Source organism: Butyricimonas faecihominis (genome assembly GCF_033096445.1).
GTDB lineage: Bacteria > Bacteroidota > Bacteroidia > Bacteroidales > Marinifilaceae > Butyricimonas > Butyricimonas faecihominis.
Genome location: NZ_AP028155.1, coordinates 223,311 through 250,000 on the forward strand (window position 1 = coordinate 223,311; position 26,690 = coordinate 250,000).

18 protein-coding genes, 1 tRNA gene, 2 rRNA genes and 1 riboswitch (1 of these 22 only partly in view) are annotated in these 26,690 nt (G+C 48.5%); of the genes, 13 read left to right on the forward strand and 8 right to left on the reverse strand.

What is annotated here, in order from left to right:
• The first annotated feature begins 30 nt into the window (after positions 1-30).
• The gene (locus R8806_RS00945; RefSeq protein ID WP_124317311.1) at positions 31-780 is read left to right on the forward strand and encodes a GNAT family N-acetyltransferase; all 750 of its coding nucleotides are present in this window, start codon (positions 31-33) and stop codon (positions 778-780) included.
• Between the two features lie 23 nt (positions 781-803).
• On the opposite strand, the gene R8806_RS00950 is transcribed toward R8806_RS00945, so the two are convergent.
• Complete coding sequence (locus R8806_RS00950) at positions 804-1,667, reverse strand: nitroreductase family protein (protein ID WP_317715745.1); 864 nt, start codon at positions 1,665-1,667, stop codon at positions 804-806.
• A gap of 104 nt (positions 1,668-1,771) precedes the next feature.
• Between R8806_RS00950 and R8806_RS00955 the strand changes: the two genes are divergently transcribed.
• From R8806_RS00955 to R8806_RS00985, 7 genes are all read left to right on the forward strand, one after another.
• The gene (locus tag R8806_RS00955; protein ID WP_118305437.1) at positions 1,772-2,269 is read left to right on the forward strand and encodes a YdcF family protein; all 498 of its coding nucleotides are present in this window, start codon (positions 1,772-1,774) and stop codon (positions 2,267-2,269) included.
• A gap of 79 nt (positions 2,270-2,348) precedes the next feature.
• Positions 2,349-2,433: transfer RNA gene (locus tag R8806_RS00960), tRNA-Ser, on the forward strand.
• 435 nt (positions 2,434-2,868) lie between these two features.
• Entirely contained in the window at positions 2,869-4,221 is a 1,353-nt protein-coding gene (locus R8806_RS00965) for a sigma-54-dependent transcriptional regulator (RefSeq protein ID WP_124317309.1), read from the forward strand.
• A gap of 403 nt (positions 4,222-4,624) precedes the next feature.
• Positions 4,625-6,322 carry a potassium-transporting ATPase subunit KdpA gene (gene kdpA / locus R8806_RS00970; protein WP_151412205.1) on the forward strand — a complete coding sequence of 566 codons (1,698 nt, stop codon included), beginning with the start codon at positions 4,625-4,627 and terminating at the stop codon, positions 6,320-6,322.
• A 27-nt stretch (positions 6,323-6,349) separates the two neighbouring features.
• The gene (gene kdpB, locus R8806_RS00975) at positions 6,350-8,389 is read left to right on the forward strand and encodes a potassium-transporting ATPase subunit KdpB (RefSeq protein WP_124318255.1); all 2,040 of its coding nucleotides are present in this window, start codon (positions 6,350-6,352) and stop codon (positions 8,387-8,389) included.
• A gap of 27 nt (positions 8,390-8,416) precedes the next feature.
• Positions 8,417-8,992, forward strand: coding sequence for a K(+)-transporting ATPase subunit C (locus R8806_RS00980; RefSeq protein ID WP_124318256.1), 576 nt, complete (start codon positions 8,417-8,419; stop codon positions 8,990-8,992).
• A 336-nt stretch (positions 8,993-9,328) separates the two neighbouring features.
• Positions 9,329-10,123 carry a hypothetical protein gene (locus R8806_RS00985; RefSeq protein WP_229783035.1) on the forward strand — a complete coding sequence of 265 codons (795 nt, stop codon included), beginning with the start codon at positions 9,329-9,331 and terminating at the stop codon, positions 10,121-10,123.
• Positions 10,124-10,486: 363 nt separating this feature from the next.
• Here the strand turns inward: R8806_RS00985 and R8806_RS00990 are convergent, their stop codons facing one another.
• The 6 genes from R8806_RS00990 to R8806_RS01015 all read right to left on the reverse strand — a co-directional run bounded on the left by R8806_RS00990 (position 10,487) and on the right by R8806_RS01015 (position 20,015).
• A complete protein-coding gene (locus tag R8806_RS00990) occupies positions 10,487-11,845 on the reverse strand; it encodes an efflux transporter outer membrane subunit (RefSeq protein ID WP_124316831.1) in 1,359 nt (452 codons plus the stop codon).
• Between the two features lie 175 nt (positions 11,846-12,020).
• Positions 12,021-15,119: an efflux RND transporter permease subunit gene (locus tag R8806_RS00995; RefSeq protein WP_124316832.1), complete on the reverse strand. Its 3,099-nt coding sequence runs from the start codon at positions 15,117-15,119 to the stop codon at positions 12,021-12,023.
• Positions 15,116-16,255, reverse strand: coding sequence for an efflux RND transporter periplasmic adaptor subunit (locus tag R8806_RS01000; RefSeq protein WP_124316833.1), 1,140 nt, complete (start codon positions 16,253-16,255; stop codon positions 15,116-15,118). Before R8806_RS01000 ends, R8806_RS00995 begins: the two co-directional genes overlap by 4 nt.
• Positions 16,256-16,491: 236 nt before the next feature.
• The gene (gene crcB, locus R8806_RS01005) at positions 16,492-16,869 is read right to left on the reverse strand and encodes a fluoride efflux transporter CrcB (RefSeq protein WP_124316834.1); all 378 of its coding nucleotides are present in this window, start codon (positions 16,867-16,869) and stop codon (positions 16,492-16,494) included.
• Positions 16,870-16,898: 29 nt separating this feature from the next.
• Positions 16,899-16,960, reverse strand: a riboswitch (Fluoride riboswitch).
• A 231-nt stretch (positions 16,961-17,191) separates the two neighbouring features.
• Complete coding sequence (locus R8806_RS01010) at positions 17,192-19,288, reverse strand: M3 family metallopeptidase (RefSeq protein ID WP_229783036.1); 2,097 nt, start codon at positions 19,286-19,288, stop codon at positions 17,192-17,194.
• 217 nt (positions 19,289-19,505) lie between these two features.
• Positions 19,506-20,015, reverse strand: a complete 510-nt coding sequence (locus tag R8806_RS01015) for a calycin-like domain-containing protein (RefSeq protein WP_124316835.1) — start codon at positions 20,013-20,015, stop codon at positions 19,506-19,508.
• Between the two features lie 71 nt (positions 20,016-20,086).
• On the opposite strand from R8806_RS01015, the gene R8806_RS01020 reads away from it, so the two are divergent.
• Positions 20,087-20,545, forward strand: coding sequence for a hypothetical protein (locus R8806_RS01020; protein WP_087422086.1), 459 nt, complete (start codon positions 20,087-20,089; stop codon positions 20,543-20,545).
• 235 nt (positions 20,546-20,780) lie between these two features.
• Here R8806_RS01020 and R8806_RS01025 read toward each other — a convergent pair whose 3' ends face one another.
• A complete protein-coding gene (locus tag R8806_RS01025) occupies positions 20,781-21,416 on the reverse strand; it encodes a LolA family protein (protein ID WP_124316836.1) in 636 nt (211 codons plus the stop codon).
• Positions 21,417-21,536: 120 nt separating this feature from the next.
• Between R8806_RS01025 and R8806_RS01030 the strand changes: the two genes are divergently transcribed.
• The 4 genes from R8806_RS01030 to R8806_RS01045 all read left to right on the forward strand — a co-directional run.
• Complete coding sequence (locus R8806_RS01030) at positions 21,537-22,403, forward strand: DMT family transporter (protein ID WP_124316837.1); 867 nt, start codon at positions 21,537-21,539, stop codon at positions 22,401-22,403.
• Positions 22,404-22,485: 82 nt separating this feature from the next.
• Positions 22,486-23,274: a diadenylate cyclase CdaA gene (cdaA, locus tag R8806_RS01035; protein WP_027201344.1), complete on the forward strand. Its 789-nt coding sequence runs from the start codon at positions 22,486-22,488 to the stop codon at positions 23,272-23,274.
• Positions 23,275-24,121: 847 nt separating this feature from the next.
• Positions 24,122-25,646 (forward strand): 16S ribosomal RNA (locus R8806_RS01040).
• A 306-nt stretch (positions 25,647-25,952) separates the two neighbouring features.
• Positions 25,953-26,690, forward strand: a 23S ribosomal RNA gene (locus R8806_RS01045); it runs 2,149 nt beyond the window's last position.
• The 16S and 23S rRNA genes sit together here, the layout of an rRNA operon.

The window sequence follows — 26,690 nt, forward strand, 5'->3', positions numbered from 1 at the left end:
TTGTTGTATCTTTATCTGCAAAATGAGAATATGGATAAAGTAATTTTAACCCAAGAGAATATAGAACAGGAACATATTTGTTGTGCCATGTCTGACAAGAAAAGTGCTGAGGGTGTGGAGGCCAAGAAAGAGTGGTTGGCGTGTCGTATGGAGGAGGGATTGAAGTTTGTCAAACTGAATGTCCGGGGAAAAGTTTTCATCGAGTATTTACCGGCTGAATATGCTTGGGTGCCTATCGAGGCGGACGGCTACACCTTCATCAATTGTCTGTGGGTGGCCGGATCGTTTAAAGGACACGGATACGGTCGGGAGTTGTTGAAAACGTGTGAGGAAGATGTTGCGGGTACAAACGGTGTGGTCGTGATGGTAGGGAAGAAGAAGTTACCGTATCTTTCGGACAAGGCTTTTTTCATCAGGCACGGGTACGAGGTGTGTGATTCGTGTGTTCCGAACATCGAATTATTGGTAAAACGGTTCAGACCGGATGCACCGTTTCCTCGTTTTAAATCGTGTGCCTCTGCCGGTTTGGGCGATGATGTTAAGGGAATAGATATATTTTACACGGCACAATGTCCTTTTACGGTGCCCTATATCAAACTACTAGATCCGGTTATTCAATCTTCAAGTGTTCCCGTGCGGGTACACCCGATAATGACTCATGAAATGGCACGGGATCATCGGGCGCCGCTCACCACGTATAGCGTGTTCGTGGATGGGAAATTTTATACCCGAGAAGTTCTTACTCCGGTAAAGTTACAGAAACTACTGGCGGAACAGTAGGTCCGGTTTGGAGGCTCGGTAAATTACAGGTCTGTTTCTACCGTGTCTTTTTTGTCAATGTAATTGGAGAAACGGAATTCTGGCATACCGAGGGCCATGGCGGCATGAATCGTGCCGTTTATTCCCAGCATATTAGCGAGAGTTCCCTTGTTTTCCTGATGGATGGCAGTGCAGACGAATCCCATGGAGAATTGGTTTACCCCGAGACATTCCGCCATGAGTGACCCGTTCTGATAAGCCAGATTTGCGTCTGCGCTCCCGAAACGACTGGTTTTGGGCGTGTGGATAAACAGGGCGGCTGTGGCTCCCCGCAGAATCATGTCGTGTCCGTTGGCATACTCCCGGTTCAGGCGGTCAAACACGGGCAGGTAACGGTAGGCGTCCGGCATAATTCGTTTCAAGATGGGTTTTAGTATCGGGTTTTTCAATTTCTTGGCGGCCGAGTTAAATACGTCTAGCGTGAAACGGCTGATTGCGTCCAGTTGTTTGGGATCGGTTACCAGTGTGAAGTGTACTTGTTGCATATTACTTGCCGTTGGAGCACGATGGGCGGCCTCGATGATTTGTTCCAGCATCTCTCTGGGAATCGGTCTGGTTGAAAATGCCCTGTTCGAACGGCGGGCTTTGCACACGAGCATCATTTGTTCGGGGGTGGGGTAGTCACTGTATTTGAACGCGTGTACCTTTTCAGGCGGGAATTCGGAATGAAGTACCGAGCTGGTAGGACATACTGCCACGCAATGCCCGCACACGATGCAGTTTTCTACGTTTTGTACTTTTACCGCGGAGCCTTTTGTTTCCTGTGTGATGATCTGTGAAGGGCATACTCGTGCGCACTTGCCGCATTTAATGCAGGTACCCGTGTTGATACTTAATTTTCCGTCCATGATTCTGTCATTTTGCCTGTGTTAATAATACGTTGTATTGTTTACAAAAATAATGAATATTCTTTAACTTTGGAATCGTAAATTTGAACTAACCGGGGTATTATATGAAACAGATCGTTTTAACATTGGGGGCACCGAATGATGAACAGGGAAATTTAAGCCCGATGGCGGTGGATCGGCTAGAGTGTACATTAGGGCTTTATCTTCATAATGATGGTGTGAAGATTCTTTGTACCGGGGGATTTGGTGAATCCTTCAACACGACCAATCATCCTCATGCTTATTATTCAAAACGTTTTTTGATCGAGCGAGGGGTAAGGGAAAGTGATTTCTTGGAATTTGCGCTGACCACGAATACGGTGGAGGACTTCCGGATGTCAAAGCCGATAATCGAGCGGGAAAGGCCGGATTTGTTGTTCATTGTTACTTCTGATTTTCACATGGAGCGGGTGAAATTACTACATGGTCTTATTTTGAACTATCCTCACGTGGTTTTTATCCCGGCAAAATCAAGTCTGTCGGGAGAAGAGTTAGCTCCTTTGGTTTTACACGAGAAACTTGCCGTCAAGAGTTTACGGGATCGGGATTTTAAACTGTATTAATTGGGATGGATATTTTTAAGAAAAAACAAATTCTTTCTTTTGTGAATTTAAATTTTCCTTTATCTTTGCATCCGCATTTGGAGAGGTGGCAGAGTGGTCGATTGCGGCGGTCTTGAAAACCGTTGTACTGCGAGGTACCGGGGGTTCGAATCCCTCCCTCTCCGCCCAAGTCGCACGAAACGAGAGAGTTAGCACACGAAAGCTGACTCTTTTTTGTATTTTAAAGGATTCGAACGAAGGGATGGTGGGTTCGTAACGCATTCATGAGAAGTCCGAAGGTTGTGGGTTCCTCTAAGGTAATGCTTGTTTTCATACTCAAACTCCTCCGTCACTTTGTGCCACCTCCTCTATGAACAGAGGAGGAGCTGGTGACTCTTCCCGAAGACCGGGAGTATTTCAACTCTCCCTCTGTTTATAGAGGGAGTACGGCGAAGCCGGGAGGGAGTTGGTTTACTGCAAATTCGTATATAAGTTCCTAATTTTTTATCTACGAATAGGCGAATGTTATCTATTGGTTTTAGGCAAAAGTCGTTTTTGGAAACCCGTGTTCTTTTTAATGTAATAAAATGATTGTATCTTCGTACCCATATTGGCGTTTTATGAATAAAGTACTGATTATAGACGATGAAGATCAATTAAGGGGATTATTATCCCGGATCATAGGGCTGGAGGGGTACGAGGTCTTCCAGGCGGATTCCTGCAAGAACGGGTTAAAGCAATTAGCTTTGCACGATCCGGACGTGGTGTTGTGTGACGTGCGTTTGCCGGACGGGAACGGGGTGGAGTTGATTGCGGAGATCAAGCGGGTAAAGCCGCTGGTGGAGGTGATCATGCTGACGGCCCACGGGAATATTCCCGATGGGGTGCAGGCGATCAAAAACGGGGCATTTGATTATCTCACGAAAGGGGATGATAATAACCGGATTATCCCGTTGATCAGTCGGGCTATGGATCAGGTGGCAAAGGCCAAGCAGGAGAGTCAGGCGGAGATTCCGGTGGATCGGGAATACTCGTTTGACACGATTCTAGGGAGTTCAATGGCAATCCGGGAGGCCATTGCGCTGGCAAAGAAGGTTTCCGTGACGGATGTCCCCGTGCTATTAACGGGGGAAACCGGAACGGGGAAAGAGGTGTTCGCGCAGGCGATTCACCGGAATAGCGAACGGGCCAAGAAGTCTTTCGTGGCGGTGAATTGTGCGGCTTTCAGCAAGGAATTGCTGGAGAGCGAGATGTTTGGACATAAAGCGGGTTCTTTCACGGGCGCTTTGAAGGACAAAAAGGGATTGTTCGAAGAGGCGAATCACGGCACCATATTCTTGGATGAGATCGGGGAAATGGCGTTTGATTTGCAGGCGAAGTTGCTGCGTATTTTGGAGGCTGGTGAATTTATTAAAATAGGAGATACGAAACCCACGAAGGTGGACGTGCGGGTGATCGCAGCCACGAACCGGGATTTGACAAAAGAGATCGGGAACGGGCATTTCCGGGAGGATTTATATTACCGGCTTTCCGTGTTCTGTATTCCGCTACCGCCGTTGCGGGAACGGGTGGAGGATATAGAAGTGTACGCGCGGGCTTTCGTGCAATATTTCGGGGCGAAGATGAAGAAGAAGGGGTTGGAGATTCATCCGGATTACATGGAATGTTTGAAACGTTACGGCTGGCATGGAAATGTCCGGGAATTGCGTAACGTGGTGGAACGGAGTATCGTGATCGCGGGAGAGGGGCAGTTGACGGAGGATGATCTGCCGCTTGAATTGCGACGTCCGGTTCCGGCCGCGGGAGAAACGGGAGGATTTTCCGATTTCGACATGGCGAATATCGAGAAAAATCATATCCGGAGGGTTCTTCAACACACGGGGGGCAACAAGACGGAGGCTGCCCGGTTGATGCGTATCGGGTTAACTACTTTGTACCGTAAAATCGAGGAATACGGTTTGGGAGATAAATAACAAGTATCGTTCGTTTGTTTTCCGTTTTGTTATACCGAAATGGAAGGATGACCTTTTCATTTTGGTAGGGTTTCTTGTCTTTTATTCATTCCAATAAAGATGTTTATATTCTTGTTTCATAGATGGTTATAATAATTGTTTCTTCATGTGGCATACCATTGGTATCACAAGGGCAAAGATTATTGAATTAATATATGAAATTATGGAACAGGTATTATCATTTATTTTCTTGTGTCTGACAGGCGTCGTCTGTTACTGGTTTTTCTTTAAGTGTATTGATTGGTTTGAGAAGATTTAAAGGAGGAAAAAAATGTTTACGGTATTATTTATTTTTAGTGTGGTGATGTTCGGGTACATGATGTATGTACTGGTTCGGCCCGAGAAATTTTAGATAAAATAAGAAATGAATACAGAGATTCTAGGTAGTGTATTGCAGGTCGTCCTGTTGGTGGTACTGGCTTACCCGTTGGGACGTTACATTGCAAAAGTGTACAAAGGGGAGCGTGTATGGACGGATTTTATGGCTCCCGTGGAGAGATGGATGTTTAAATTAAGCGGTATAAACCCGGAAGAGTCAATGAACTGGAAGAAATTCTTGGTGGCATTGTTGACGATCAACCTGTTTTGGTTCTTCTGGGGAATGTTCCTTCTGGTCTTCCAAGGGCATCTGCCGTTGAACCCGGATGGGAATGTGGGACAAACACCCGATCAGGCGTTCAACACCTGTATCAGTTTCATGGTAAACTGTAATTTGCAGCATTATAGCGGTGAATCGGGATTGACTTATTTCACCCAGTTGTTCGTGATCATGTTGTTTCAGTTTATCACTGCCGCCACGGGTATGGCTGCGTTGGCCGGGATATTCCGGGCGATGGCTGCCAAAACGACACGGGATTTCGGTAACTTCTGGGCGTTGCTCGTGAAGAGTTGTACCCGAATCTTGTTACCGTTAGCTTTGGTTGTTGGTTTTATCTTGATCATAGAAGGTGTTCCGATGGGCTTTGACGGGAAAATGGAAGTGACCACGTTGGAGGGACAGACCCAGATGATTTCACAGGGACCGACGGCTGCCATCGTGCCGATCAAGCAGTTAGGAACGAATGGCGGTGGTTATTTCGGGGTGAATTCTTCCCATCCTTTGGAGAATCCGACTTTCCTGACGAACATGACGGAATGTTGGTCGATATTAATTATCCCGATGGCGATGGTGTTCGCGCTGGGATTCTACTTGAAACGTAAAAAGTTAGCATACACGATCTTCGGAGTGATGTTGTTTGCCTTCCTTGTGGGTGTTTTTGCCGCTCATTATTTTGAAATGCGAGGCAGTGAGCAGATCAACGAGCTGGGGATAGCCCAAGAACTGGGAAGCATGGAAGGTAAAGAAATCCGTATCGGTTCCGCGGGTACGGCCCTGTGGAGCCAAGTGACTACGGTGACATCCAATGGTTCCGTGAACGGTATGCACGATAGTCTGACTCCCATCACGGGAATGTTCACGATGTTGAACATGATGATAAACTGTTGGTTCGGCGGTGTCGGAGTGGGATTCATGAATTACTACGTGTTTATCATCATAGCCGTGTTTATCAGTGGATTGATGGTCGGGCGTACCCCGGAGTTCCTAGGGAAGAAGGTGGAAGCGAGAGAGATGAAGATAGCCATGATCGTGGCATTGGCTCACCCGTTCTTTATCTTGTTGTTCACGGCGATAGCTAGTTTCTTGGCGGCTCACAATCCCGAACTGGCGGGAGCTTGGCTGAATAACCCTTCGTTCCACGGTTTAAGCGAGATGCTATACGAGTACACCTCTTCGGCTGCCAATAACGGTTCCGGTTTCGAGGGATTGAGCGATAACACCTATTTTTGGAACTACACGTGCGGTATCGTGCTGATCATGGGACGTTACCTCCCGATTGTCGGTCAGGTGGCCATTGCCGGGTTGCTGGCAAGTAAGAAGTTTATCCCGGAGAGCGCGGGTACGCTAAAGACGGACACGACGACTTTTGCCGTCATGACTTTCCTCGTAATCTTTATCGTGGCAGCCTTGTCGTTCTTCCCGGCATTGACGTTAGGGCCTATCGCTGATTATTTATCATTTTAGAATTTGAATTATAAATCGTGTATGAATATGAAATCCAATAAATCAACTTCACTTTTCCCGCGGGAATTGGTGCTGGAGAGCTTGAAGCAGTCGTTCGTGAAGTTAAACCCGCGGCTGATGGTAAAGAATCCCGTGATGTTCACGGTGGAGATTTGTACGGTGTTGATGATTGTTGCCACGTTGTATTTTCTTTTTGCCGGGATCACGGATCAGGGGTCATTCGGTTATAACGTGGCGGTTTCCATCATATTATTTATCACCTTGTTGTTTGCCAATTTCGCCGAGGCTATCGCCGAAGCGAGAGGGAAGGCACAGGCTGATAGTTTGCGAAAAACAAGAGAGGAGACTCCGGCGAAGATGATCGTGAACGGTAAAGTACAGGTGATCAGTAGCTCCCAATTGAAGAAAGGGGATGTCTTCGAGTGTGAGGCCGGGGACGTGATTCCTTCCGACGGGGAAATTATCGAGGGATTAGCCTCTATTGACGAGAGTGCCATCACGGGTGAGAGCGCCCCGGTGATCCGCGAGGCGGGAGGGGACAAGAGTTCCGTGACCGGGGGAACTAAGGTCCTTTCCGATAAGATCCGTGTACAGGTGACGACCCAGCCGGGAGAGAGCTTTTTGGATAAGATGATCGCTCTGGTGGAAGGTGCATCTCGCCAGAAGACCCCGAACGAGATCGCGCTGACCATCCTGTTGGCCGGGTTCACGCTGGTGTTCGTGATTGTCTGCGCGACGCTGAAACCTTTTGGTGATTACGTGGGAACCAATATCACGGTGGCAGCTTTTATATCTCTGTTCGTGTGCTTGATCCCGACGACAATCGGGGGATTGCTTTCGGCGATCGGTATTGCTGGGATGGACCGGGCGTTACGTGCCAACGTGATTACAAAATCGGGTAAGGCGGTTGAAACGGCGGGTGACGTGGACACGCTGTTACTGGATAAAACAGGTACGATCACGATCGGTAACCGGAAGGCTACTCGTTTTTATCCTTCTGCCGGGGTGGATGAACGGTATTTCGTGAGAGCCTGTATGTTGTCTTCGCTTTCCGACGAGACACCGGAAGGAAAGTCTATCGTGGAACTAGGGCGGGAGAGTCATCTCCGGATGAGGGATATTGACACGGCCGTGACTCGGATGATCAAGTTTACTGCCGAAACCCGTTGTTCCGGGGTGGACTTGGCAGATGGTACCCGGATTCGGAAAGGGGCTTTCGATTCCATTCGTGCGATCGCGGAGAGAGCCGGGAACGAATTTCCGCTGGAAACGGAACAAAGGATCCGCACGATTTCCGGTAACGGGGGAACCCCGCTGGTGGTCTGCGAGAACGAGAAGATTCTGGGAGTTATCGAGTTACAGGATATTATAAAGCCGGGTATCCGGGAACGTTTCGAGCGGTTGCGTAAAATGGGTGTGAAAACGGTGATGGTGACAGGGGATAACCCGTTGACTGCAAAGTATATTGCTCAGAAAGCCGGGGTGGATGATTTTATTGCCGAGGCAAAACCGGAAGACAAGATGGAGTACATCCGGAAGGAACAGCAAGAGGGGAAATTGGTTGCCATGATGGGAGACGGAACGAATGATGCCCCGGCCTTGGCACAGGCTGACGTGGGGGTTGCCATGAACAGTGGAACACAGGCAGCGAAAGAGGCGGGAAATATGGTCGATTTGGACAATGACCCGACGAAGTTAATCGAAATAGTAGAAATCGGGAAGCAGCTATTGATGACACGGGGTACGTTGACCACGTTCAGTATAGCGAACGATGTCGCCAAGTATTTCGCTATCGTTCCTGCCTTGTTCATGGCAACAATTCCCTCGCTGGGCGTGTTGAATATCATGGGATTACACAGCCCTGAAAGCGCGATTCTTTCTGCGGTGATCTTTAACGCTGTTATCATCCCGTTACTGATTCCGTTGGCGTTGAAGGGGGTGGCTTACAAACCGATCGGAGCCTCAGCCTTGTTACGTCGGAATATGCTGATCTACGGGTTGGGAGGAATTATTGCCCCGTTTATCGGGATTAAGTTGATCGATCTACTGATCGGTTGGTTATTATAAAATGGAAACTTGTAAATGAAGATAATCATGAAATCAAATTTATTGAAATCATTCAGATTGACCCTTGTATTTTGTGTCTTTTTTAGTGTTTTCTACATACTTGTCCTTTGGTTGTTTGCCAAGGTGGCAGGACCGAACGGTGGAAACGCCGAGGTGGCAGTGCTTGACGAGAAAGTGGTCGGGGGTGCTAACGTGGGACAGAATTTCACGAAGGATATTTATTTCTGGGGACGGCCTTCCTGTGCCGGTGACGGGTACGATGCAACCAGTTCGGCCGGAAGTAATAAAGCAACGACGAACCCGGAGTATCTGAAAGAGGTGGAGAGTCGTATCGATACTTTTCTCGTGAAACATCCCTACCTGAAACGGGAGGAAGTGCCTGCCGATATTGTGACGGCCAGCGCCAGCGGTTTGGACCCGGATATTTCCGTGGCTTCGGCTTACGTGCAGGTGAAACGGGTTGCCGAAGCTCGGGGAATGTCGGAAGAGGCGGTGAAAGCGATTGTTGAAAAGGTGAAACAAGGCCCCTTGTTGGGGATGTTCGGTCCGTCGAAAGTAAATGTTCTAAAACTAAATATGGCCTTGGACGAGAAAGCCGATTAGTTTGATTTAGTTAGGTGTTTATTTTGCATCGGGGGATGCGTCCATCCCCCGATTTCAAAAAAACTCCTCCGTCACTTCGTGCCACCTCTTTCTTCCCCTGCCTGAGGGGAAGTACCCCGAAGGGGGGATGGGGAGGGAGAACAGAGGAGGAGCTGGTGACTATTCCCGAAGAAAGGGAGTATTTCAACTCTCCCTCTGTTTATAGAGGGAGTACCCCGAAGGGGGGAGGGAGTTTAAAAAATGACTTTTGGGGACACCCCCGATTTCTTAAAAATGGAAGAAACGGTCGGGTGACCGCAAGGGATGTTATTACCCTTTAATTAAATAAGTTTTAATATGCAATTAGTAAAGAAAACAATGATGATGGCAGGGGCTTTGCTCCTTGCTTTAAATGTGTGTGGACAAGAGAATGTTCCCGCGGAGAAGAAGGTTGAAAAGAAGGTAACGAGTGAGAATCATGATGTCGGCAAGGTGAATTTTAAAGTGAGTGCCGACGTGGTGAGTTCTTACGTATGGCGTGGAGCTTACAATGCCGGAGCCAGTATCCAACCAACTCTGGGAATGAGTGCGGGTAACTTCTCGCTTACGGTTTGGGGATCGAAAGAGATCAGCGATTTACACAAGGAAATTGATATTACGGCTGCCTACCGTTTCGGACGTGTATCCGTGTCTGTTGCCGACTACTGGTGGGAAGGTGACAAGTTCTGGGAAAAAGAGGATAATTCTTCTGCCAAGTATTTTAATTTGGACAATCATGACACGAAACATCGTCTGGAGGCCGGGATTTCGTGGGCAATTTCCGAGAGGTTTCCCTTGTCCGTGGCTTGGAACACGATGTTTTGGGGAGCTGATAAGGATGCCCGGGACGGGAAACAGAATTATTCTTCTTACGTGGAATTGAATTACCCGTTCACGGTTCGGCAGATCAACCTGACGGCAACACTGGGTTTTACTCCTTACGAGAGTCGGAATATGTATGGAACCGGAGGTTTTGATGTGTGTAATATCGCGTTATCCGCTGCGAAAGAGATTCGGACTTCAAAGAGGTTTTCCTTGCCTGTTTTTAGCCGGGTGGTATTGAACCCTGCCGCGCAGGATGCACATGTTGTTTTCGGGTTCACTTTACAATAATCCTGTACGTTTAAGGGGAAAAATCCTGTTTTTAATCGTTTAAATTAACATCTTTTGTTAGTTGTAACTTTATGATAGATAGTGTGTTACAAGCTTTTCTCCGAGAAAAGCCCTGTTTCTACAACTTGGGGTACTTTTTTACGGTTCTGGATAGGTTCTTGTAACCTTCTGGATACCTTAAGTATAGATTCGGGAAAGCAAGTAAAAATCAGTGCTAAGTTACTCGACAGTTACCGCTTATCTCCGGTAACTTTCCGGTAACTTACCGGTGACTTACCGGTAACTTACCGAACAAGGAGTTAAGGATTCTAAAATCTACAGTTACTAAATCTAAGATCAGTGGGAAAAATTGGGGGGGATGTTTTATTGCCATCCCCCACCTAATGCCTTGTAAAGATTAACGACGGAAAGCAGTTCGTCCCGCACGGCATTGTTCAGGCCGATCTGGGCATCGAAGTAACCTCTTTGGGCATCAAGCACGTCTAGGTAACTGATCACCCCGTTAATATATTGCAAGTTGGCTAGTTCCATGTACGAGCGGGCGGCCTCTTCCAACCGGGCTCTTGATTCCCGCATATCCCGTATTTTCGAGAACGTGGTCAAGGCATTATCAACTTCCTTGAACGCAGATAGAACGGTCTGTTGATAGCTGTACGTCTCGGCCTCCAGCGCGGCACGGGCGGCTTTAAGACGAGCCCGGTTGCTCCCGGCGTTGAACACGGGGGCGAGCAGTTTACCTCCCAAGTAAAAGTAAGGTGCTTTCAGAAAGTCGCTGAGTTCGCTATCTTCCCGGCCGTATCTGGCCGTCAGCGTGATTTGCGGGAAAAGGCTGGTATAGGCAACACCTACTTTAGCGTTTGCCGCTTTTAGTTTATATTCCGCTTGCCGGATGTCGGGACGGCGTTCAAGCAGGGAAGAGGGTAATCCTACCGGAAGATCGGTCAACAGCGTTTGCCGATCGATGTTTTCCCCGCGGGGGATGTCCCCGGGATAATGTCCCGTGAGCAAGGATATTTCGTTTTCTTTCAACCGGATCTGTCTTTCAAGATCGGGAACAAGGGTCGTGGTCTTCGCTAGTTCCACTTGTGCCTGACGATAGGCTGTTTCGGAAGTCAACCCGCCTTCGAAACGTAGTTTTGCCAGACGAACACTCTCTACACGAGCCTCGTAGGTCTGTTTGACAATACTTAATTCCATGTCAAGAGCCCGTAGCTCGAAATAGGCTTGTGCCACTTGTGAAACTAACGTCATGCGTAGGGCCTTTTGTCCTTCCACGGTTTGGAGATAGGCTGCCAAACTGGCCTGTGAACTCCAGCGGAGTTTTCCCCAGAGGTCAAGTTCCCAAGAGAGGGTGGCCTCCACGTTGAACGTGTTACCGGGAGAACGGTCATATTCTCTTTCAGCGAGCGCATCTGCACCGACTTTGGGGAAGAGGTTCGCTTTCTCCATGCGGTGGGCGTAACGACTTTCTTTCACCCGGGCCGCGGCAGCCAGCAGATCCTTGTTGTAAGTGAGTGCCGTGTTGACGAGACGTTGTAACACGGTGTCCGTGTAGATCGTCGGCCATTGGATGTCAGCCACGGTCGTCGTGTCCGAACTGTTCGTGTCGGCAATTGTTGTCGGTAAATCCAGTTCCGGACGAGTATATTTTTTACCAATCTTGCAGGAGGTCGCTAAACTTCCGACAAGCACGGCAACGAGTATGATGTGATAGTGTTTCATGACTGTGATATTTTGGGGTTTATAAAGTTTGTAAAGTTCATAAGGTTTATAAAGTTTATAAGGTTTATGGACCCCTGCGGGGCGCTTTGTTGACGGCAGCTCGGGCTGCCGTTAAACGCTGTCCGAAGGACACCCGTCACTTTATAAACCTTATGAACTTTATGAACCTTATAAACTATTTCTTTCTCCACATTTTTACCTTATAAATTTGCACGAAGAAGAAGGGTACAAGGACGATCCCGACGGTGATGGCAACGATCATACCGAAGAAGATTCCGGTACCGATGGAATGACGGCTGGCCGATCCGGGACCCGTGGCAAGTACCATGGGCAACATACCGAGTACGAAGGCCAGAGAGGTCATCAAGATCGGGCGGAACCGGGCTCGGGCGGCGGTGATGGCCGCGTGTACGGCATCAACACCTTTATCCACTTCTACCTTGGCGAATTCCACGATCAAAATGGCGTTCTTGGCTGCCAGTCCGATCAGCGTTACCAAACCGATCTGGAAGTACACGTCGTTCTCCAAACCGAATACCCACACGCCGAGATAAGCCCCGAGAGCGGCAATCGGCAAGGATAACAACACGGCAATCGGCACGAGCCAGCTCTCGTACAAGGCGGCAAGGAAGAGGAACACGAAGATGAAAACGAGCGACATCACCATCCCGGTTTGTCCTTCCGCTTTCTTCTCTTGGAAGGAAAGACCGCTCCATTCCGTACCGATGTTGTCGGGCAGGTGTTCACGTGCGAGTTTCTCGATGGCTTTCATGGCCTCTCCCGAGCTGTGACCCGGTGCGGCCTCGCCGTTGATGATGGCTGTCGTGAACATGTTGAATCGCTTGATAGATCCGGGTCCCGTGGTATTTTCCGCTTTACCGAGAGCCGTCAGGGGAACCATGTTTCCCTTGGATGTCTTCACGAAGAACATGTTGAGGTTCTCTTTTTGCATCCGGTAGGGGGCTTCCGCCTGCATATATACCTTGTAAACCCGGTTGAACATGTTGAAGTCATTGACATACACCGAACCCGTGTACGCTTTCATCGTGGAGAATATATCGGCTAGGGGAATTCCTAGGAATTGGGCCCGGTCACGGTCCACGTCAAAGTACAACTGGGGAATCTCGGCCTGCAACGAGGAAGATACCCCGGAAAGGGCCTTGTCATTTGCAGCGTATTTCACCAGCGTGTCGACAGCATCTACCAGATTCTCGAAGGTGGCCCCGTTACGAGCTTCCACTTGTAGTTCGAATCCTCCCGATGTTCCCAATCCGGGGATAACGGACGGGGTGGAGAGGAATACAAGGGCCTCCGGGTATTGTTTGAACTCGGTGCGGACATCATTCATCACTTCTTTCAGGGACATTCCGCCTTTCTTGCGTTCTTCCCACGGTTTGAGGATAACGGTCAATTCCGAGCGGGATTGGTTTGTCCCGACACGGGGGCTACTTCCTGCCACGCTCTGCACATATGCCACGGCAGGGTGTTCCTTCAGGTAATCGACGGCACGTTCCGTCACCTTGCGGGTGCGTTCCAGCGTGGCACCCTCGGGCAACGCCAGTTCTACTTTGAAATATCCTTGGTCTTCCTCCGGCAGGAAACTACTGGGGATTACCCGGTTCAACACGATGATGAAGACGATAGCCATTCCGAACCCGGCAATGATTCGTCGGGGGTTGGCGAGAGCCCGTTGCAGAAACTGAACGTATTTGTTATTCCCGCGGGCGAGCCACTCGTTGATTTTACGGAACACGAAGTTCTTCTTCCCGTTAGACGGGCGTAACAGGATGGCACACATGGCGGGACTTAGCGTCAGGGCCACAACCAGCGAGATCAACACGGACACCACGATCGTGATGGCAAACTGACGGTAAAGCATACCGGTGATTCCCGGCAGGAAACTCACGGGTACAAACACGGCTCCCAGCACGAGCGAGGTGGCAACCAGCGCTCCCGTCAGCTCTTTCATGGCTTTACGGGTGGCCTTGTAGGGCGACAATCCCTCTTCTTCCATGATACGTTCAACACCCTCGACGACCACGATGGCATCATCGACGACAATACCGATGGCAAGTACCAGTCCCAACAGGGTCAGCATATTCAGCGAGAACCCGAAGGCCAGCATGAACCCGAAAGTTCCGATCAGGGACACGGGGACGGCAACGAGGGGAATCAGGGAGGCCCGCCAGCTTTGGAGGGAGAGGAACACGACGAAGATCACGAGGAAAAGCGCCTCGAACAGGGTTTTATATACCTCGTGAATGGATTCCGAGATGTAAGTCGTGATATCGAAAGGGATGTTATAACTTACTCCTTCCGGAAAATCTTTACTGATTTCTTCCATGGCTTTCACCACGTTCTTGGCCACTTCCATGGCATTCGCACCGGGGAGCATGTAGATGCCGAGTACGGCAGCATTCTCGCCGTTCAATCCACTCTCCGTGTTGTACGAGCTGGCCTCCAGCGATACTCTCGCCACGTCGCGCAAACGGATGATGGAACCGTCGGGATTTGCCCGGACGACAATCTCTTCAAATTCGTTTACGGAGGAAAGACGGCCCGGAGCCGTGATGGGGATGGTGATGTCCGTCCCGCTCATCGGTTGCTGGCCGAGTACCCCGGCCGCGGATTCCCGGTTCTGATCTTTCAGTACATTTTGTAAGTCTTTGATCGTTAACCCGAAATTGGCCATACGGTCGGGGAGAATCCAGATTTGCATGGCGTAGTAACGGCTACCGATGTTGGAAACACGTCCCACGCCGGGAACACGTTTCAGCACGTCAAGCACGTTGATGGTGGCGAAGTTACTGAGGTATATCTCGTCAAAACGAGGGTCGGATGAGGTCAGCGTGAGAGTCATCAACTGGCTGGAAGATTGTTTCTCCACCTTGATCCCGTTCTGCACGACTTCTGCCGGAAGACGGGATTCTGCCAGTTTCACGCGGTTCTGAATATCGACGGCGGCCAGTTCGGCATCCGTGGATATGTCGAAAGTCACGGTAATCGATAGACCTCCCGAGTTGGAGCTACTCGATTCCATGTATAACATTCCCGGTGTTCCGTTCAATTCCTGTTCGATGGGAGTGGCCACCGCCTGTGAAACGGTAACGGCACTGGCTCCCGGGTAGGACGCGGATATTTTCACGACGGGAGGGGTGATTTGCGGGTACTGGTCCACGGGAAGCAGGAACAATCCGATGAATCCTACCAGCACGATGACGATAGATAGCACAGCCGAGAATATCGGTCTGTCAATAAAGAAACCGGGTTTCATAATGCAACCTCCTCCTCTTTAATCATTTCGGGACTCACGGGTTTCACGAGCGCACCCGGGGTTAGTTTGTGGTAGCCTTCAACGACAACCAGTTCGTCAGGTCCAAGCCCGCGTTCTACCACGGTATGATTATTCACTTCGGGGCCGGTTTCGATGAAACGTTTCTCGGCTGTACTGTCGCGGCGGACAACGTATATGTAGGCGCCGCCTTTTTCAATGGCGACCGCCTTGCTGGGAACGACGATGGCGTTTTCACGCACGTCGAGTAACAACTTTACTTTCGTGAATTGTCCCGGCAATAGTTTCCTGTCGGGATTGGGGAGTTCGGCACGCACGCCGAATGTACCCGTTTGGGGATTCACCTGCGGGTCGGCGAAATCCACGATTCCGGTTAGGGGATAAATCGAGTTATCCGCTAGCGTGATGGTCACGCTGGGTTGCCATGACCGGTTGGCGTCTTTTTCCCCGAGGGTTACATTCCGTTGCTGGCTACGCAGGTAGTCGAGGGCGGTAAGACTGAAATCTACGAGTACCTCGTCACTCTCCACGATGGTGGCCAGTTGGGATTTCCCTCCGGGACCGACCAGTGTACCGATGTCAGCGTACCGTTCACTAATATATCCATCAATCGGGGAACGCACGGTTGTGTAGCTTAATTCGAGTTCAGCTTGTGCTAGGTCGGCTTTACTCATGGCGACGTTTGCTTTGGCACTCTCGTAGGCAGCCACGGCATTGTCAAGGTCAAGCTGGCTGGCTGCCTTTTGCTCGTAAAGGGGACGCAGGCGTTCCACGTCACGCTCGGCTTTTGCCTCTTGTGCCTGATCTTTTGCCAGTTGAGCCTTTGCCTTGTCGACACGAGCTTGGTAAAGGTCACTGTTTATTTTGAAAAGGGGCTGGTTCCGTTTCACGCGCTTTCCTTCCTCGAAAAGCATCTGTTCCAAGTAACCTTCCACGCGGGCTCTCACCTCGACGAATCCTTTCGCCCGGATCTGCCCGACGTATTCCCCGTATATTTCCACGTTATCTACTCCTACTTTTTCTACAGCCACTACTTGTCGCTCCGGTTCGGTCTTGTCTTTACAACCGGACAAGAGGATGAATGACACGAGTGTAATTGCTATTCCTAATTCTTTCATATTAATTGATTTTTATACATTTTCGTCGTAATTCTTCTTATGCTATGAAAATAACATGCTACATTTTTACGTGATATTGTAAAAATAAGTTATCTTATTGAAATACAATGTTATTTATGAATTCTGTTCGTTTGTCCATTTCAAAAACGGCGTGTTTTCGTGTAGAATAATGCCACAAGTTGTGGAGGGGGCAAGTTGATTTCATGCTCGCTACGGTTTTCATTACTTGGATATGGTTATAACGCTTTTACAATGAGGTGTCCCACGTAAACGGCCGTTAACCCCAGTACAATGCTGAGGGCCGTGTAGGACATAAAATATAGATAGTTTTGTTCTCTCAATAACACGAAGTTCTCGTTCATAAAAGTGGAGAACGTGGTAAATCCCCCGCATAAACCCACGGTCAAGAACAGACGTAGGTCTGTGTTAAATAGATTGCCTCGCTCGAACAACCCGTAGAAAATCCCGATCAACAGGCAGCCTGTGATGTTCACGATCATCGTGCCGAAAGGGAACGCGGCAAGGAAATGATTTTGTACGAAACGAGTGAGGAGAAATCGAAATATTCCCCCGCAGAAACTTCCGAGACCGATGATAAATAGTGTTCTAAACATATACTACGCTTACTTAATGGTTTAACATTTTACATGTAGGCATCATCAGCTTTTCAAGCGGTTCGAGGTAGATACCATTACCATAAGTTGGGCGCAAAGGTATTATTTTTTTCTTATTAAACGAAAAGGGGTTGTCCTTAAAGTTATTTTTAAAACTCCCTCCCGGCTTCGCCGTACTCCCTCTATAAACAGAGGGAGAGTTGAAATACTCCCTTTCTTCGGGAAGAGTCACCAGCTCCTCCTCTGTTTATAGAGGAGGTGGCACGAAGTGACAGAGGAGTTTTAAAAATAACTTTAAGGACAACCCCTTTTAAACTGTATTTTAAAGGTTTTTCAACCCGCTTCTTTCCAACAAAGCGTCAACGGTCGGCTCTTGGCCTCGGAAGCGCTTGTAGAGTGTCATCGGGTTTTCTGATGCGCCCTTTTCCAGCACGTTGCGGCGGAACGATTCGGCGGTAGTCTTGTCGAAAATACCGTTTTGCTTGAATAACGAAAAGGCATCGGCATCCAGTACTTCTGCCCACTTGTAGCCATAATATCCGGCAGCGTATCCCCCGGCAAAGATGTGTCCGAAAGCGGGAGAGAAGGCACTACCTTTCACAAGAGGCATGATCTCCGTTTTGCCCATAGCCCGTTGCTCGAAGTCCACGAGAGGTTCGGTGACAGGTTCGGTGATCGTGTGCCATGCCATATCGACCATGCCAAAACTTAACTGACGGTCGCTCGCGTACCCGGCTTGGAAATTGGATGATTTCTTGATTTTGTCAATATATTCCTGCGGAATTTTCTCTCCGGTCTGGTAGTGTACGGCCCATGTGTCAAGCCACTCTTTTTCGAGGGCGAAGTTTTCCATGAATTGCGAGGGCAATTCCACGAAGTCGCGGGACACACCGTCCATGGACGTGGAGCCGTAAGTACATTTACTGAACATTCCATGAAGAGCATGTCCGAATTCATGCAAGAAAGTAGTTACCTCGTTGAACGTCAGCAAGGATGGTTTCGTGTCGGTTGGTTTCGTGAAGTTCATCACGAGCGATACCAACGGGCGCTGATCTTTACCGTTAACTATTTTCTGACCGCGGAACTGGGTCATCCATGCTCCGCCTCCCTTGCTTTCCCGTGGGAAAAAGTCCGTGTAGAGAACGGCAAGAAACGATCCGTCATTGTCATATACCTCGTAGGTTTTTACCTCGGGGTGGTATAACGGGATGTTGTTCACTTCCTTGAAGGTAATACCGTAGAGACGGGTTGCCAAGTCAAAGACACCCTTCTGCACGTTTTCGAGCTTGAAGTAGGGCTTCAGCATCTCGTCGTCAAGAGCGTATTTCTCCTGCATCAATTTGTTGGAGTAATAAGACCAGTCCCAACGTTGCAATTCTCCCTTTAAGCCAGCTTTGCGGGCGAAATCCTCCACCTCTTTTTTATCTTTGAGTGCATAGGGGTAGGACGCCTCGTGCAATTCGGCGATGAAGTTATTCACGATCTCCGGGGTGTTGGCCATGCGATCGGTTAATGCATAATTTGCGTAGGTCGGGTAACCCATGAGTTTCGCTTTTTCCAGACGCAGGGCGGTGATCTTCTTGACCACTTCCTCGTTGTTATACTCGTTGTCTTTGTATGCTCGTGTCGAGTTGGCACGATACATTTTTTCTCTCAATGTCCGGTTGTCAGCGTATTTCATAAGAGGACCCATGCTCGGGTAGTGGAGGGTGAAAATCCATCCTTCCTTGCCTCGTTGTTTGGCCGTCATGGCAGCCATTTCCTTGGCTCCTTCGGGGAGACCGGAAAGGTCTTTCTCGTCGGTCACGTGCAACTCGAACGCGTTGGTTTCGGCCAGTTCGTTTTTATCGAAGGTCAGACTTAGCTTGCCCAGCTCGATGGAAATCTCTTTGAAACGCTCGCGGTCGGCACCTTCAAGGTTTGCTCCCCCGTCAATGAAGGCTTTCCACGTGTTTTCGAGTAACATGGCCTGTTCCGGATTCAGGTTCAAAGTTGCTTTTTGCTCGTGAACTTGTTTTACCCGTTCGAAAAGTTGCGGGTTCATATAGATAGCGTGGCTGAATGAAGTCAGTTTCGGGGACACGTTTTGGGCAATGTCCTGCATCAAACTGTCGGTGAGACAAGCATTCAGGTTGAAAAATATGCCGGAAATGGCATTCATTTTTTCACCGATGTTATCCAGTGCCACGATCGTGTTTTCAAATGTCGGGTTTTCTTTCGAAGAGGCAATTTGCTCTACCTCTTTCTTGGCTTCCTCGATAGCTACATCAAAAGCCGGTTCGTAATGCTCGGCCTTGATTTTATCGAAGGGAGGCGTCTGGTGGGGAGTGTCAAAACTCGATAAAAGCGGGTTTTGTTCAGTCTTTCCGCAAGATGCCACAAGAAGAATAATTGCAGCCATAAAAGTCGTTTTTCTCATTGTTTTTATAGATTTTGTATTCGAAATTTCGGTCACGAAGTTACAAATAAGTTTGGAAAGTTTATAGAGTTCATAAAGTTCATAAAGTTTGTAAGGTTCATAAGGTCCGTGGACCCCTGCGGGGCGCTTTGTCCATGGCAGCTTGTACTGCCGTTAAACACTGTCCGAAGGACACCCGTGACCTTTTGACTTTATGAACCTTATGAACTTTATAAACTCACTTCTTTTTCCCCTTGAACACGATCTTGGGTTCCACGATCATCGGGATCACGGTTACCGTGATGTCAAGGTTAAGTTGATTCTCAGTTACTTTCCCCTTGTGAGTGTAGGAAATGGTCTGTTGACCGACAGATACTTTACCGCCACCTTCCAAGTTAAGAGTGGAGTCGGTTTCGGTTACTTTGCTCAGTGCCGGGTTAACTGTGATGCCTTTCACGGGCATGGTGAAGTCCACGAGATTCAGCGTGACGTTCTTGCTGGTATCCGCCGTGATGCTGATTTTACAGGGGATCGGACCTTCGGGAATAAGCGTGTTGCCGTTAGCGTCGGGTTTGAGCATGGCCTTCACGTGGTCGGGTAGGATGATCGTGGCCTCGCCCTCGTACAGGCCGGGTAGAGATGAAACGTCGTGTGCCCGACGGTCGCTGCAACTATTGCAAGATGTTAATAATGAAATTGTTGAAATAATAACTAATAATATCCCGATAAAGAAAATATTCCGTTTCATGAACTATTGATTTATTTTTGTATTTTCGACGGCTAAAAATATAAACTTTTATCAATTAAACCATCAGGATTATGAAATTTGTAGGATTACTTCTTCTTTTATGTTTCGCGGTCGGAGGATCGATGAACGCCACGCCGGTGAATAACACGAATAAGAAAGACCATGCGGCAGCTGTTGCCGGGACGTATAACGGGGAGGCTTTTATCGAAATCATGCAACAGAAGATGAAGTTAAAGCTCGAATTGCAACGGACTCACCGGGATAGTGTGATCGTGGTGGTGAAGGATTTTATGTTGCCCAACGGGCAGAAGTTTAACTATCGTTCGAACGGGGTTTCCGTGAAACCTGAAGTGAAAGATGGGAAAACCGTGTACAAGCTGAATATCTCGTTTACTTACACGTATAATGGAATGCCGATGAAAGTGACCGCCACGGGAACCGTGAAGGACGGGGAACTCGATTCGCTGGTGAAAGCCACGATCATGGATGCGATGGAGACGAAAGTGACGTACAAAGCGAAAAAGGCCTAGTAAAATCTAGTAACTCCGCTTAAAAAACAAGAGGGGTGGCAAAAGTCATTTTATTTCCCAAAACTCCTCCGTCACTTCGTGCCACCTCCTCTATAAACAGAGGAGGAGCTGGTGACTCTTCCCGAAGAGAGGGAGTATTTCAGCTCTCCCTCTGTTTATAGAGGGAGTACGGCGAAGCCGGGAGGGAGTTTGAGAAATGACTTTTCCCTCTCCTTGTTTTTTATATAATAATATGCTACCTCAAATCAATAACGTCCACTTCCGGGTGGGCATCCTTGTCAAAACGGAAGAAAGTGACGTCTAGTTCTTTCTCCGGTTTCTTTAAACTTTTAATCGTGATCACCACGTCGTTCCCGTCTTTGCCGAAGGACGTGACTTTTTCCACCATGTTTGTTTTCGTGTCGATCCATACCCCAATCTTGGAGATCTGTTTGTGAGTTTGTTTCGGGGTTAATTCGATGTAGGCTTTGCCATCCTTGTTTTCCACCAACTTCTGGGTGAACTTCTGGTTGTGAATATCGAACAGGATGGAAGGATTCAACATCTCGTCCTCGTTCTCCTCCGGGTTTTTGATGTTCACCTCTTCTTGATCCGGCATGTACGTGTAGATTACTTCCCCGTCGAAATAGTTGACCACGTCCATCACGTCAATGCGGTACATCTTATCTTTCATGTATGCTTTCCCGTGATGTGTTTCATTAATATCTTCTGCCTTGTTGATCATGGAAAGGTCAAAAACGATTTCCACGGCAGGGTAGGACTTGATATGTTCGACTGTTTTATCCAGAATAGCCTTTGCTTTTGCGTCTGTCTGGGCGATAGCGAGAGAACCGCATAATGCCAGAACCATGAATGTCAGAATGTACTTCATACAGTGTGTTATTTTATATTGTCTTTTTCTTAAAATCAAAAGCAAATATAGGGATTATCCCGTAGATGCAAAAACTTATGGGAAAATTTGCTACTTTCGCACCGTTTTTTGAAAAAGGAAATGGACAAGTTTAAAGGGATTCTATTCGCGGCATTGTCGGCGGCTACCTTCGGGTTGATTCCGCTGTATGCAAATCAGGCAATACTGGACGGGGTTAATAATGAAACAATATTAGTGTACCGTTACGGGATAGCGGGAATCGTGTATGCTATTTATTTATTGTTCCGGAGAATGAATATAAGACTGACCCGACGGGAGGTGAAGGAAGTTACGCTTGCCGGGGTTGGAGGGTATGGAATCACGGCTTTCTTCCTGATGTGGTCGTATCATTATATGCCCACGGGCGTGGCGACAGCGATTCATTTCTTTTATCCCGTGGTCGTCGCATTGCTGATGGCTATCTTCTACAAAGAACGGCTACCCTTGGAGGTGAAAGCGGGGATCGTGCTGGCGATATGCGGGGTGTACCTGTTGTCGTGGACTCCCGGGGAGGTGAAATGGCTAGGATTATTCTTTGTATTAATGTCCACGGTGACTTATGGGTGTTATATTACCGCGCTGAACCGTCCCGTGTTAAAGCGGATGAATCCGGACGTGCTGACTTGCTACGTGTTACTATTCACCGCACTGTTCTACTTGATCTTGGCCGTGGCACAGGGGAAGATGGAAATCATCACGAGACCCCGGTTCTTGCTGGATATGTTGCAGTTGGCCATATTGAGTACGATCGTTTCTGCCCGGTTGCTGGTGGCAGCCGTGAAATTGATCGGTTCCGTACCGAGTTCCGTGTTGGGAACGTTGGAACCGATAACGGCAATCGTCGTGGGAGTACTTTATTTCAATGAACAATTGACTTACGCGAATTACCTTGGGTTATTGATCGTGATCGTTGCCGTTCTTGTCGTGATTTACAAGATGAAAAAATAAGGGGGAAAACTTCCGTTATTATGATGTAACCTATTTATTTTTGGCTATTTTTGCGGGTGAAATTGACTTTTAAGAATATCGTATGCTGTTGTTTATAACTATAAACTTTTACACTATAACTGATATATTGCTAGCCGCTTTTATATTTTATCAGGTTTATAAACTGGTGAAAGGGACGGTTGCAATAAATATATTTGCCGGGATTTTCACATTCTACGTGGCATGGTTGCTGGTGAAAGCTCTGAATCTGGAGTTGGTTTCTGGTATCTTGGGACAGTTTATCGGTATGGGAGTGATTGCCTTGCTGATCGTGTTCCAGCAAGAAGTTCGCCGCTTTCTATTATTATTAGGTAGTAAATATAACCTGCAAAACATATTTAACTTGGAGCGGCTTTTTACCAAGACTTCTATAAAAGATGAGGTCGCCGCCGCTATCGTGCAGGCCTGTGATTACTTTTCGAAAACAAAAACGGGTGCTTTGATCGTGTTGTCCCAGAATTCGGAGTTGTACAATTACGCGCAAACGGGTGTGTTGATCCGTTCGATCGTGTCGGAGGAGTTGCTTGAAAATATCTTCTTTAAGAATTCCCCGCTACATGACGGTGCGGTAATTATCGCGGATAACAAGATTTTGGCGGCGCGGTGTATTTTGCCGGTTTCCGATAACACGAATATTCCCGGGAGTTTGGGGTTGAGACATCGTGCGGCGATTGGAATGAGTGCCGTGACCGATGCTCACATCATCGTGGTCAGTGAAGAAACCGGAAATATTTCTTTTGTGAAGGATGGGCATTTCAAGGTGCGGATCACCCCGCAAGAATTGAACAGTTTCTTGCACAATGATTTCACGGGTTTCGTCGTGAATAAGTAATCCTGTTTTCGTTTTTCTTTTATCATATTGGTAAATTATTCGTTCGTGTACCTTGGTTCGCTTGTGGTCTATGGATAGAAGGGGACATGAACATTGCATCTTCATAGCATGAACATAGCATGAACACTGACGGGTGTTGTTGATGAGTTAGAGGAGGGTATCTGTCTAGTTTATTTCCTAGTTTATCCCATGATATTCCATAGAACAAACGCTGACCACAGGTGGAAGATAGGGTATAAAGACGTATCATTTTCGAATCAAAGACGAATCAAAGACGTTCACGAACGGCTTTGTACCGGCTTTGAAGCGGCTTTGTACCGAGGTTGATACCTGTCTTTTACCTTATTTCAATAGTATTATCCTGAAAAAAGTTCCCCTTCTAACATTTTGCCAATCATGCTTTTGGCGTGTATTGATGAAAATAATTGAAAAATAATTGTGAAAATATTTGGAGAAGGGGAAAAGTTTGCCTTATCTTTGCACCCGCAAAACAAGAAACAGTGCAAGCATGAACGAGGCTAGAAAGGTGGTTTCTTGTAACGTTCTTGAAATGTTGAAAAGGAAATAAGACAATCCTTCTTTTGCTTGAGTAATTCAAAATATCGAATTACGAGGCTCTTAAAAAAAGTTTGAAAAAACTTTGAAAAAGATTTGGAAGGTAACGAAAAAAGGTCTTATCTTTGCATCCGCTTTCGCTCTTAAAACGAGTGAGACTAAAACAAGAAAGAAAGAGTTCTTTAAGATATTGAAATGAACAAAACGTAGCGAGCGTGAATCGAGATCGACGAGAGTCGAGATTCATGAAACACATGACCCGGCCAGAATAAAATTTCTGTAAATAACTTTTACCATGAAGAGTTTGATCCTGGCTCAGGATGAACGCTAGCGACAGGCTTAACACATGCAAGTCGAGGGGCAGCGGGGAGTAGCAATACTTCGCCGGCGACCGGCGCACGGGTGAGTAACACGTGTGCAACCAACCCCGTACCGGGAGATAACCCGCGGAAACGTGGACTAACATCCCATAATACTGGAGGATCGCATGATCTTTCATTTAAAATTCCGGTGGTACGGGACGGGCACGCGCGACATTAGGTAGTTGGCGGGGTAACGGCCCACCAAGCCGACGATGTCTAGGGGTTCTGAGAGGAAGGTCCCCCACACTGGAACTGAGACACGGTCCAGACTCCTACGGGAGGCAGCAGTGAGGAATATTGGTCAATGGGCGAGAGCCTGAACCAGCCAAGTCGCGTGAGGGATGAATGGTCCATGGCCTGTAAACCTCTTTTGTCAAGGAAGAATAAATTGCACGTGTGCGATCTTGCCAGTACTTGACGAATAAGCATCGGCTAACTCCGTGCCAGCAGCCGCGGTAATACGGGGGATGCGAGCGTTATCCGGATTTATTGGGTTTAAAGGGCGCGTAGGCGGGACGCCAAGTCAGCGGTAAAAGACTGCAGCTAAACTGTAGCACGCCGTTGAAACTGGCGCCCTCGAGACGAGACGAGGGAGGCGGAACAAGTGAAGTAGCGGTGAAATGCTTAGATATCACTTGGAACCCCGATAGCGAAGGCAGCTTCCCAGGCTCGATCTGACGCTGATGCGCGAGAGCGTGGGTAGCGAACAGGATTAGATACCCTGGTAGTCCACGCCGTAAACGATGCTCACTGGATCTTGGCGATACACTGCCAGGGTTCAAGCGAAAGTATTAAGTGAGCCACCTGGGGAGTACGTCGGCAACGATGAAACTCAAAGGAATTGACGGGGGCCCGCACAAGCGGAGGAACATGTGGTTTAATTCGATGATACGCGAGGAACCTTACCCGGGTTTAAATGTATTTTGCATTTCTTGGAAACAGGAATTCCCTTCGGGGCTAGATACAAGGTGCTGCATGGTTGTCGTCAGCTCGTGCCGTGAGGTGTCGGGTTAAGTCCCATAACGAGCGCAACCCCTATCGCCAGTTGCCATCGGTTGAAGCCGGGCACTCTGTCGAGACTGCCACCGTAAGGTGCGAGGAAGGCGGGGATGACGTCAAATCAGCACGGCCCTTACACCCGGGGCGACACACGTGTTACAATGGCCGGTACAGAGGGCAGCCACGGGGTGACCCGGAGCGAATCTCTAAAGCCGGTCGTAGTTCGGACTGGAGTCTGCAACCCGACTCCACGAAGTTGGATTCGCTAGTAATCGCGCATCAGCCATGGCGCGGTGAATACGTTCCCGGGCCTTGTACACACCGCCCGTCAAGCCATGGAAGCCGGGAGTACCTGAAGATCGTGACCGCGAGGAACGGGCTAGGGTAATACCGGTAACTGGGGCTAAGTCGTAACAAGGTAGCCGTACCGGAAGGTGCGGCTGGAACACCTCCTTTCTGGAGCAGGAGCTCATGTGGCTCGCTACCGGCAGTTCATTATCAACGGGATTCCCTCGAGGGATCTTTAGAGACGAGGCTCGTTGCCTTGGTCCCGGCGTTAAATTTTAGATTTAAAGATTTTAGATTCTAGATTTCAATTTAAAATTTAAAATGGCTAAATTTAAAATTGTAAAGTTCTTTGACATGCTGGAACGTTAATGGATCATTTGATCCACGAAGTAACAATGTAGTAGAATAACACAGAGCCGCTGTCGTGGTGACACGATGGCAAGGTAAAATTATTTAAGAACACGACGCTAACGAACGTGAACAATTAAGGGCGCGCGGTGGATGCCTAGGCTCTCGGAGGCGATGAAGGACGCGATAAGCCGCGATAGGCCACGGCGAGGTGCAAGTAACCCTTGACCCGTGGATTTCCGAATGGGGCAACCCGGCCGTCTAGATGACGGTCATGCATTAATGCAGGCGAACGCGGGGAACTGAAACATCTCATTACCCGCAGGAGAAGAAAACAAAATGTGATTCCCCCAGTAGTGGCGAGCGAACGGGGAAGAGCCCAAACCGTTGCCGTTTCGGCGACAGCGGGGTCATGGGACCGCGACATTCGACGGAAGACGAAGTGCAATTACCTGGAAAGGTAAGCCGTGGAGGGTGACAGCCCCGTGCACGACACCTCTTTCGAAGATAGCGGGATCCCGAGTAGGGCGGGACACGAGAAATCCTGCCTGAATTCGCCAGGACCGCCTGGCAAGGCTAAATACTCCCGAGAGACCGATAGTGAACCAGTACCGCGAGGGAAAGGTGAAAAGTACCCCGAGCAGGGGGGTGAAATAGACCCTGAACCCGCGCGCCTACAAGCGGTCGGAGCCATGAAATATGGTGACGGCGTGCCTTTTGCATAATGAGCCTACGAGTTAGTCGTCACCAGCGAGGTTAAGGGCTTCAGGCCCGTTAGCCGAAGTGAAAGCGAGCCTTAACAGGGCGTCGAGTTGGTGGCGCTAGACGCGAAACCTTGTGATCTACCCACGAGCAGGTTGAAGT

Coding starts and splice junctions, on each gene's coding strand:
- R8806_RS00945 (WP_124317311.1), top strand. CDS start 31: ATGGATAAAGTAATTTTAACCCAAGAGAATATAGAACAGGAACATATT.
- R8806_RS00950 (WP_317715745.1), bottom strand. CDS start 1,667: ATGGACGGAAAATTAAGTATCAACACGGGTACCTGCATTAAATGCGGC.
- R8806_RS00955 (WP_118305437.1), top strand. CDS start 1,772: ATGAAACAGATCGTTTTAACATTGGGGGCACCGAATGATGAACAGGGA.
- R8806_RS00965 (WP_124317309.1), top strand. CDS start 2,869: ATGAATAAAGTACTGATTATAGACGATGAAGATCAATTAAGGGGATTA.
- kdpA (WP_151412205.1), top strand. CDS start 4,625: ATGAATACAGAGATTCTAGGTAGTGTATTGCAGGTCGTCCTGTTGGTG.
- kdpB (WP_124318255.1), top strand. CDS start 6,350: ATGAAATCCAATAAATCAACTTCACTTTTCCCGCGGGAATTGGTGCTG.
- R8806_RS00980 (WP_124318256.1), top strand. CDS start 8,417: ATGAAATCAAATTTATTGAAATCATTCAGATTGACCCTTGTATTTTGT.
- R8806_RS00985 (WP_229783035.1), top strand. CDS start 9,329: ATGCAATTAGTAAAGAAAACAATGATGATGGCAGGGGCTTTGCTCCTT.
- R8806_RS00990 (WP_124316831.1), bottom strand. CDS start 11,845: ATGAAACACTATCACATCATACTCGTTGCCGTGCTTGTCGGAAGTTTA.
- R8806_RS00995 (WP_124316832.1), bottom strand. CDS start 15,119: ATGAAACCCGGTTTCTTTATTGACAGACCGATATTCTCGGCTGTGCTA.
- R8806_RS01000 (WP_124316833.1), bottom strand. CDS start 16,255: ATGAAAGAATTAGGAATAGCAATTACACTCGTGTCATTCATCCTCTTG.
- crcB (WP_124316834.1), bottom strand. CDS start 16,869: ATGTTTAGAACACTATTTATCATCGGTCTCGGAAGTTTCTGCGGGGGA.
- R8806_RS01010 (WP_229783036.1), bottom strand. CDS start 19,288: ATGAGAAAAACGACTTTTATGGCTGCAATTATTCTTCTTGTGGCATCT.
- R8806_RS01015 (WP_124316835.1), bottom strand. CDS start 20,015: ATGAAACGGAATATTTTCTTTATCGGGATATTATTAGTTATTATTTCA.
- R8806_RS01020 (WP_087422086.1), top strand. CDS start 20,087: ATGAAATTTGTAGGATTACTTCTTCTTTTATGTTTCGCGGTCGGAGGA.
- R8806_RS01025 (WP_124316836.1), bottom strand. CDS start 21,416: ATGAAGTACATTCTGACATTCATGGTTCTGGCATTATGCGGTTCTCTC.
- R8806_RS01030 (WP_124316837.1), top strand. CDS start 21,537: ATGGACAAGTTTAAAGGGATTCTATTCGCGGCATTGTCGGCGGCTACC.
- cdaA (WP_027201344.1), top strand. CDS start 22,486: ATGCTGTTGTTTATAACTATAAACTTTTACACTATAACTGATATATTG.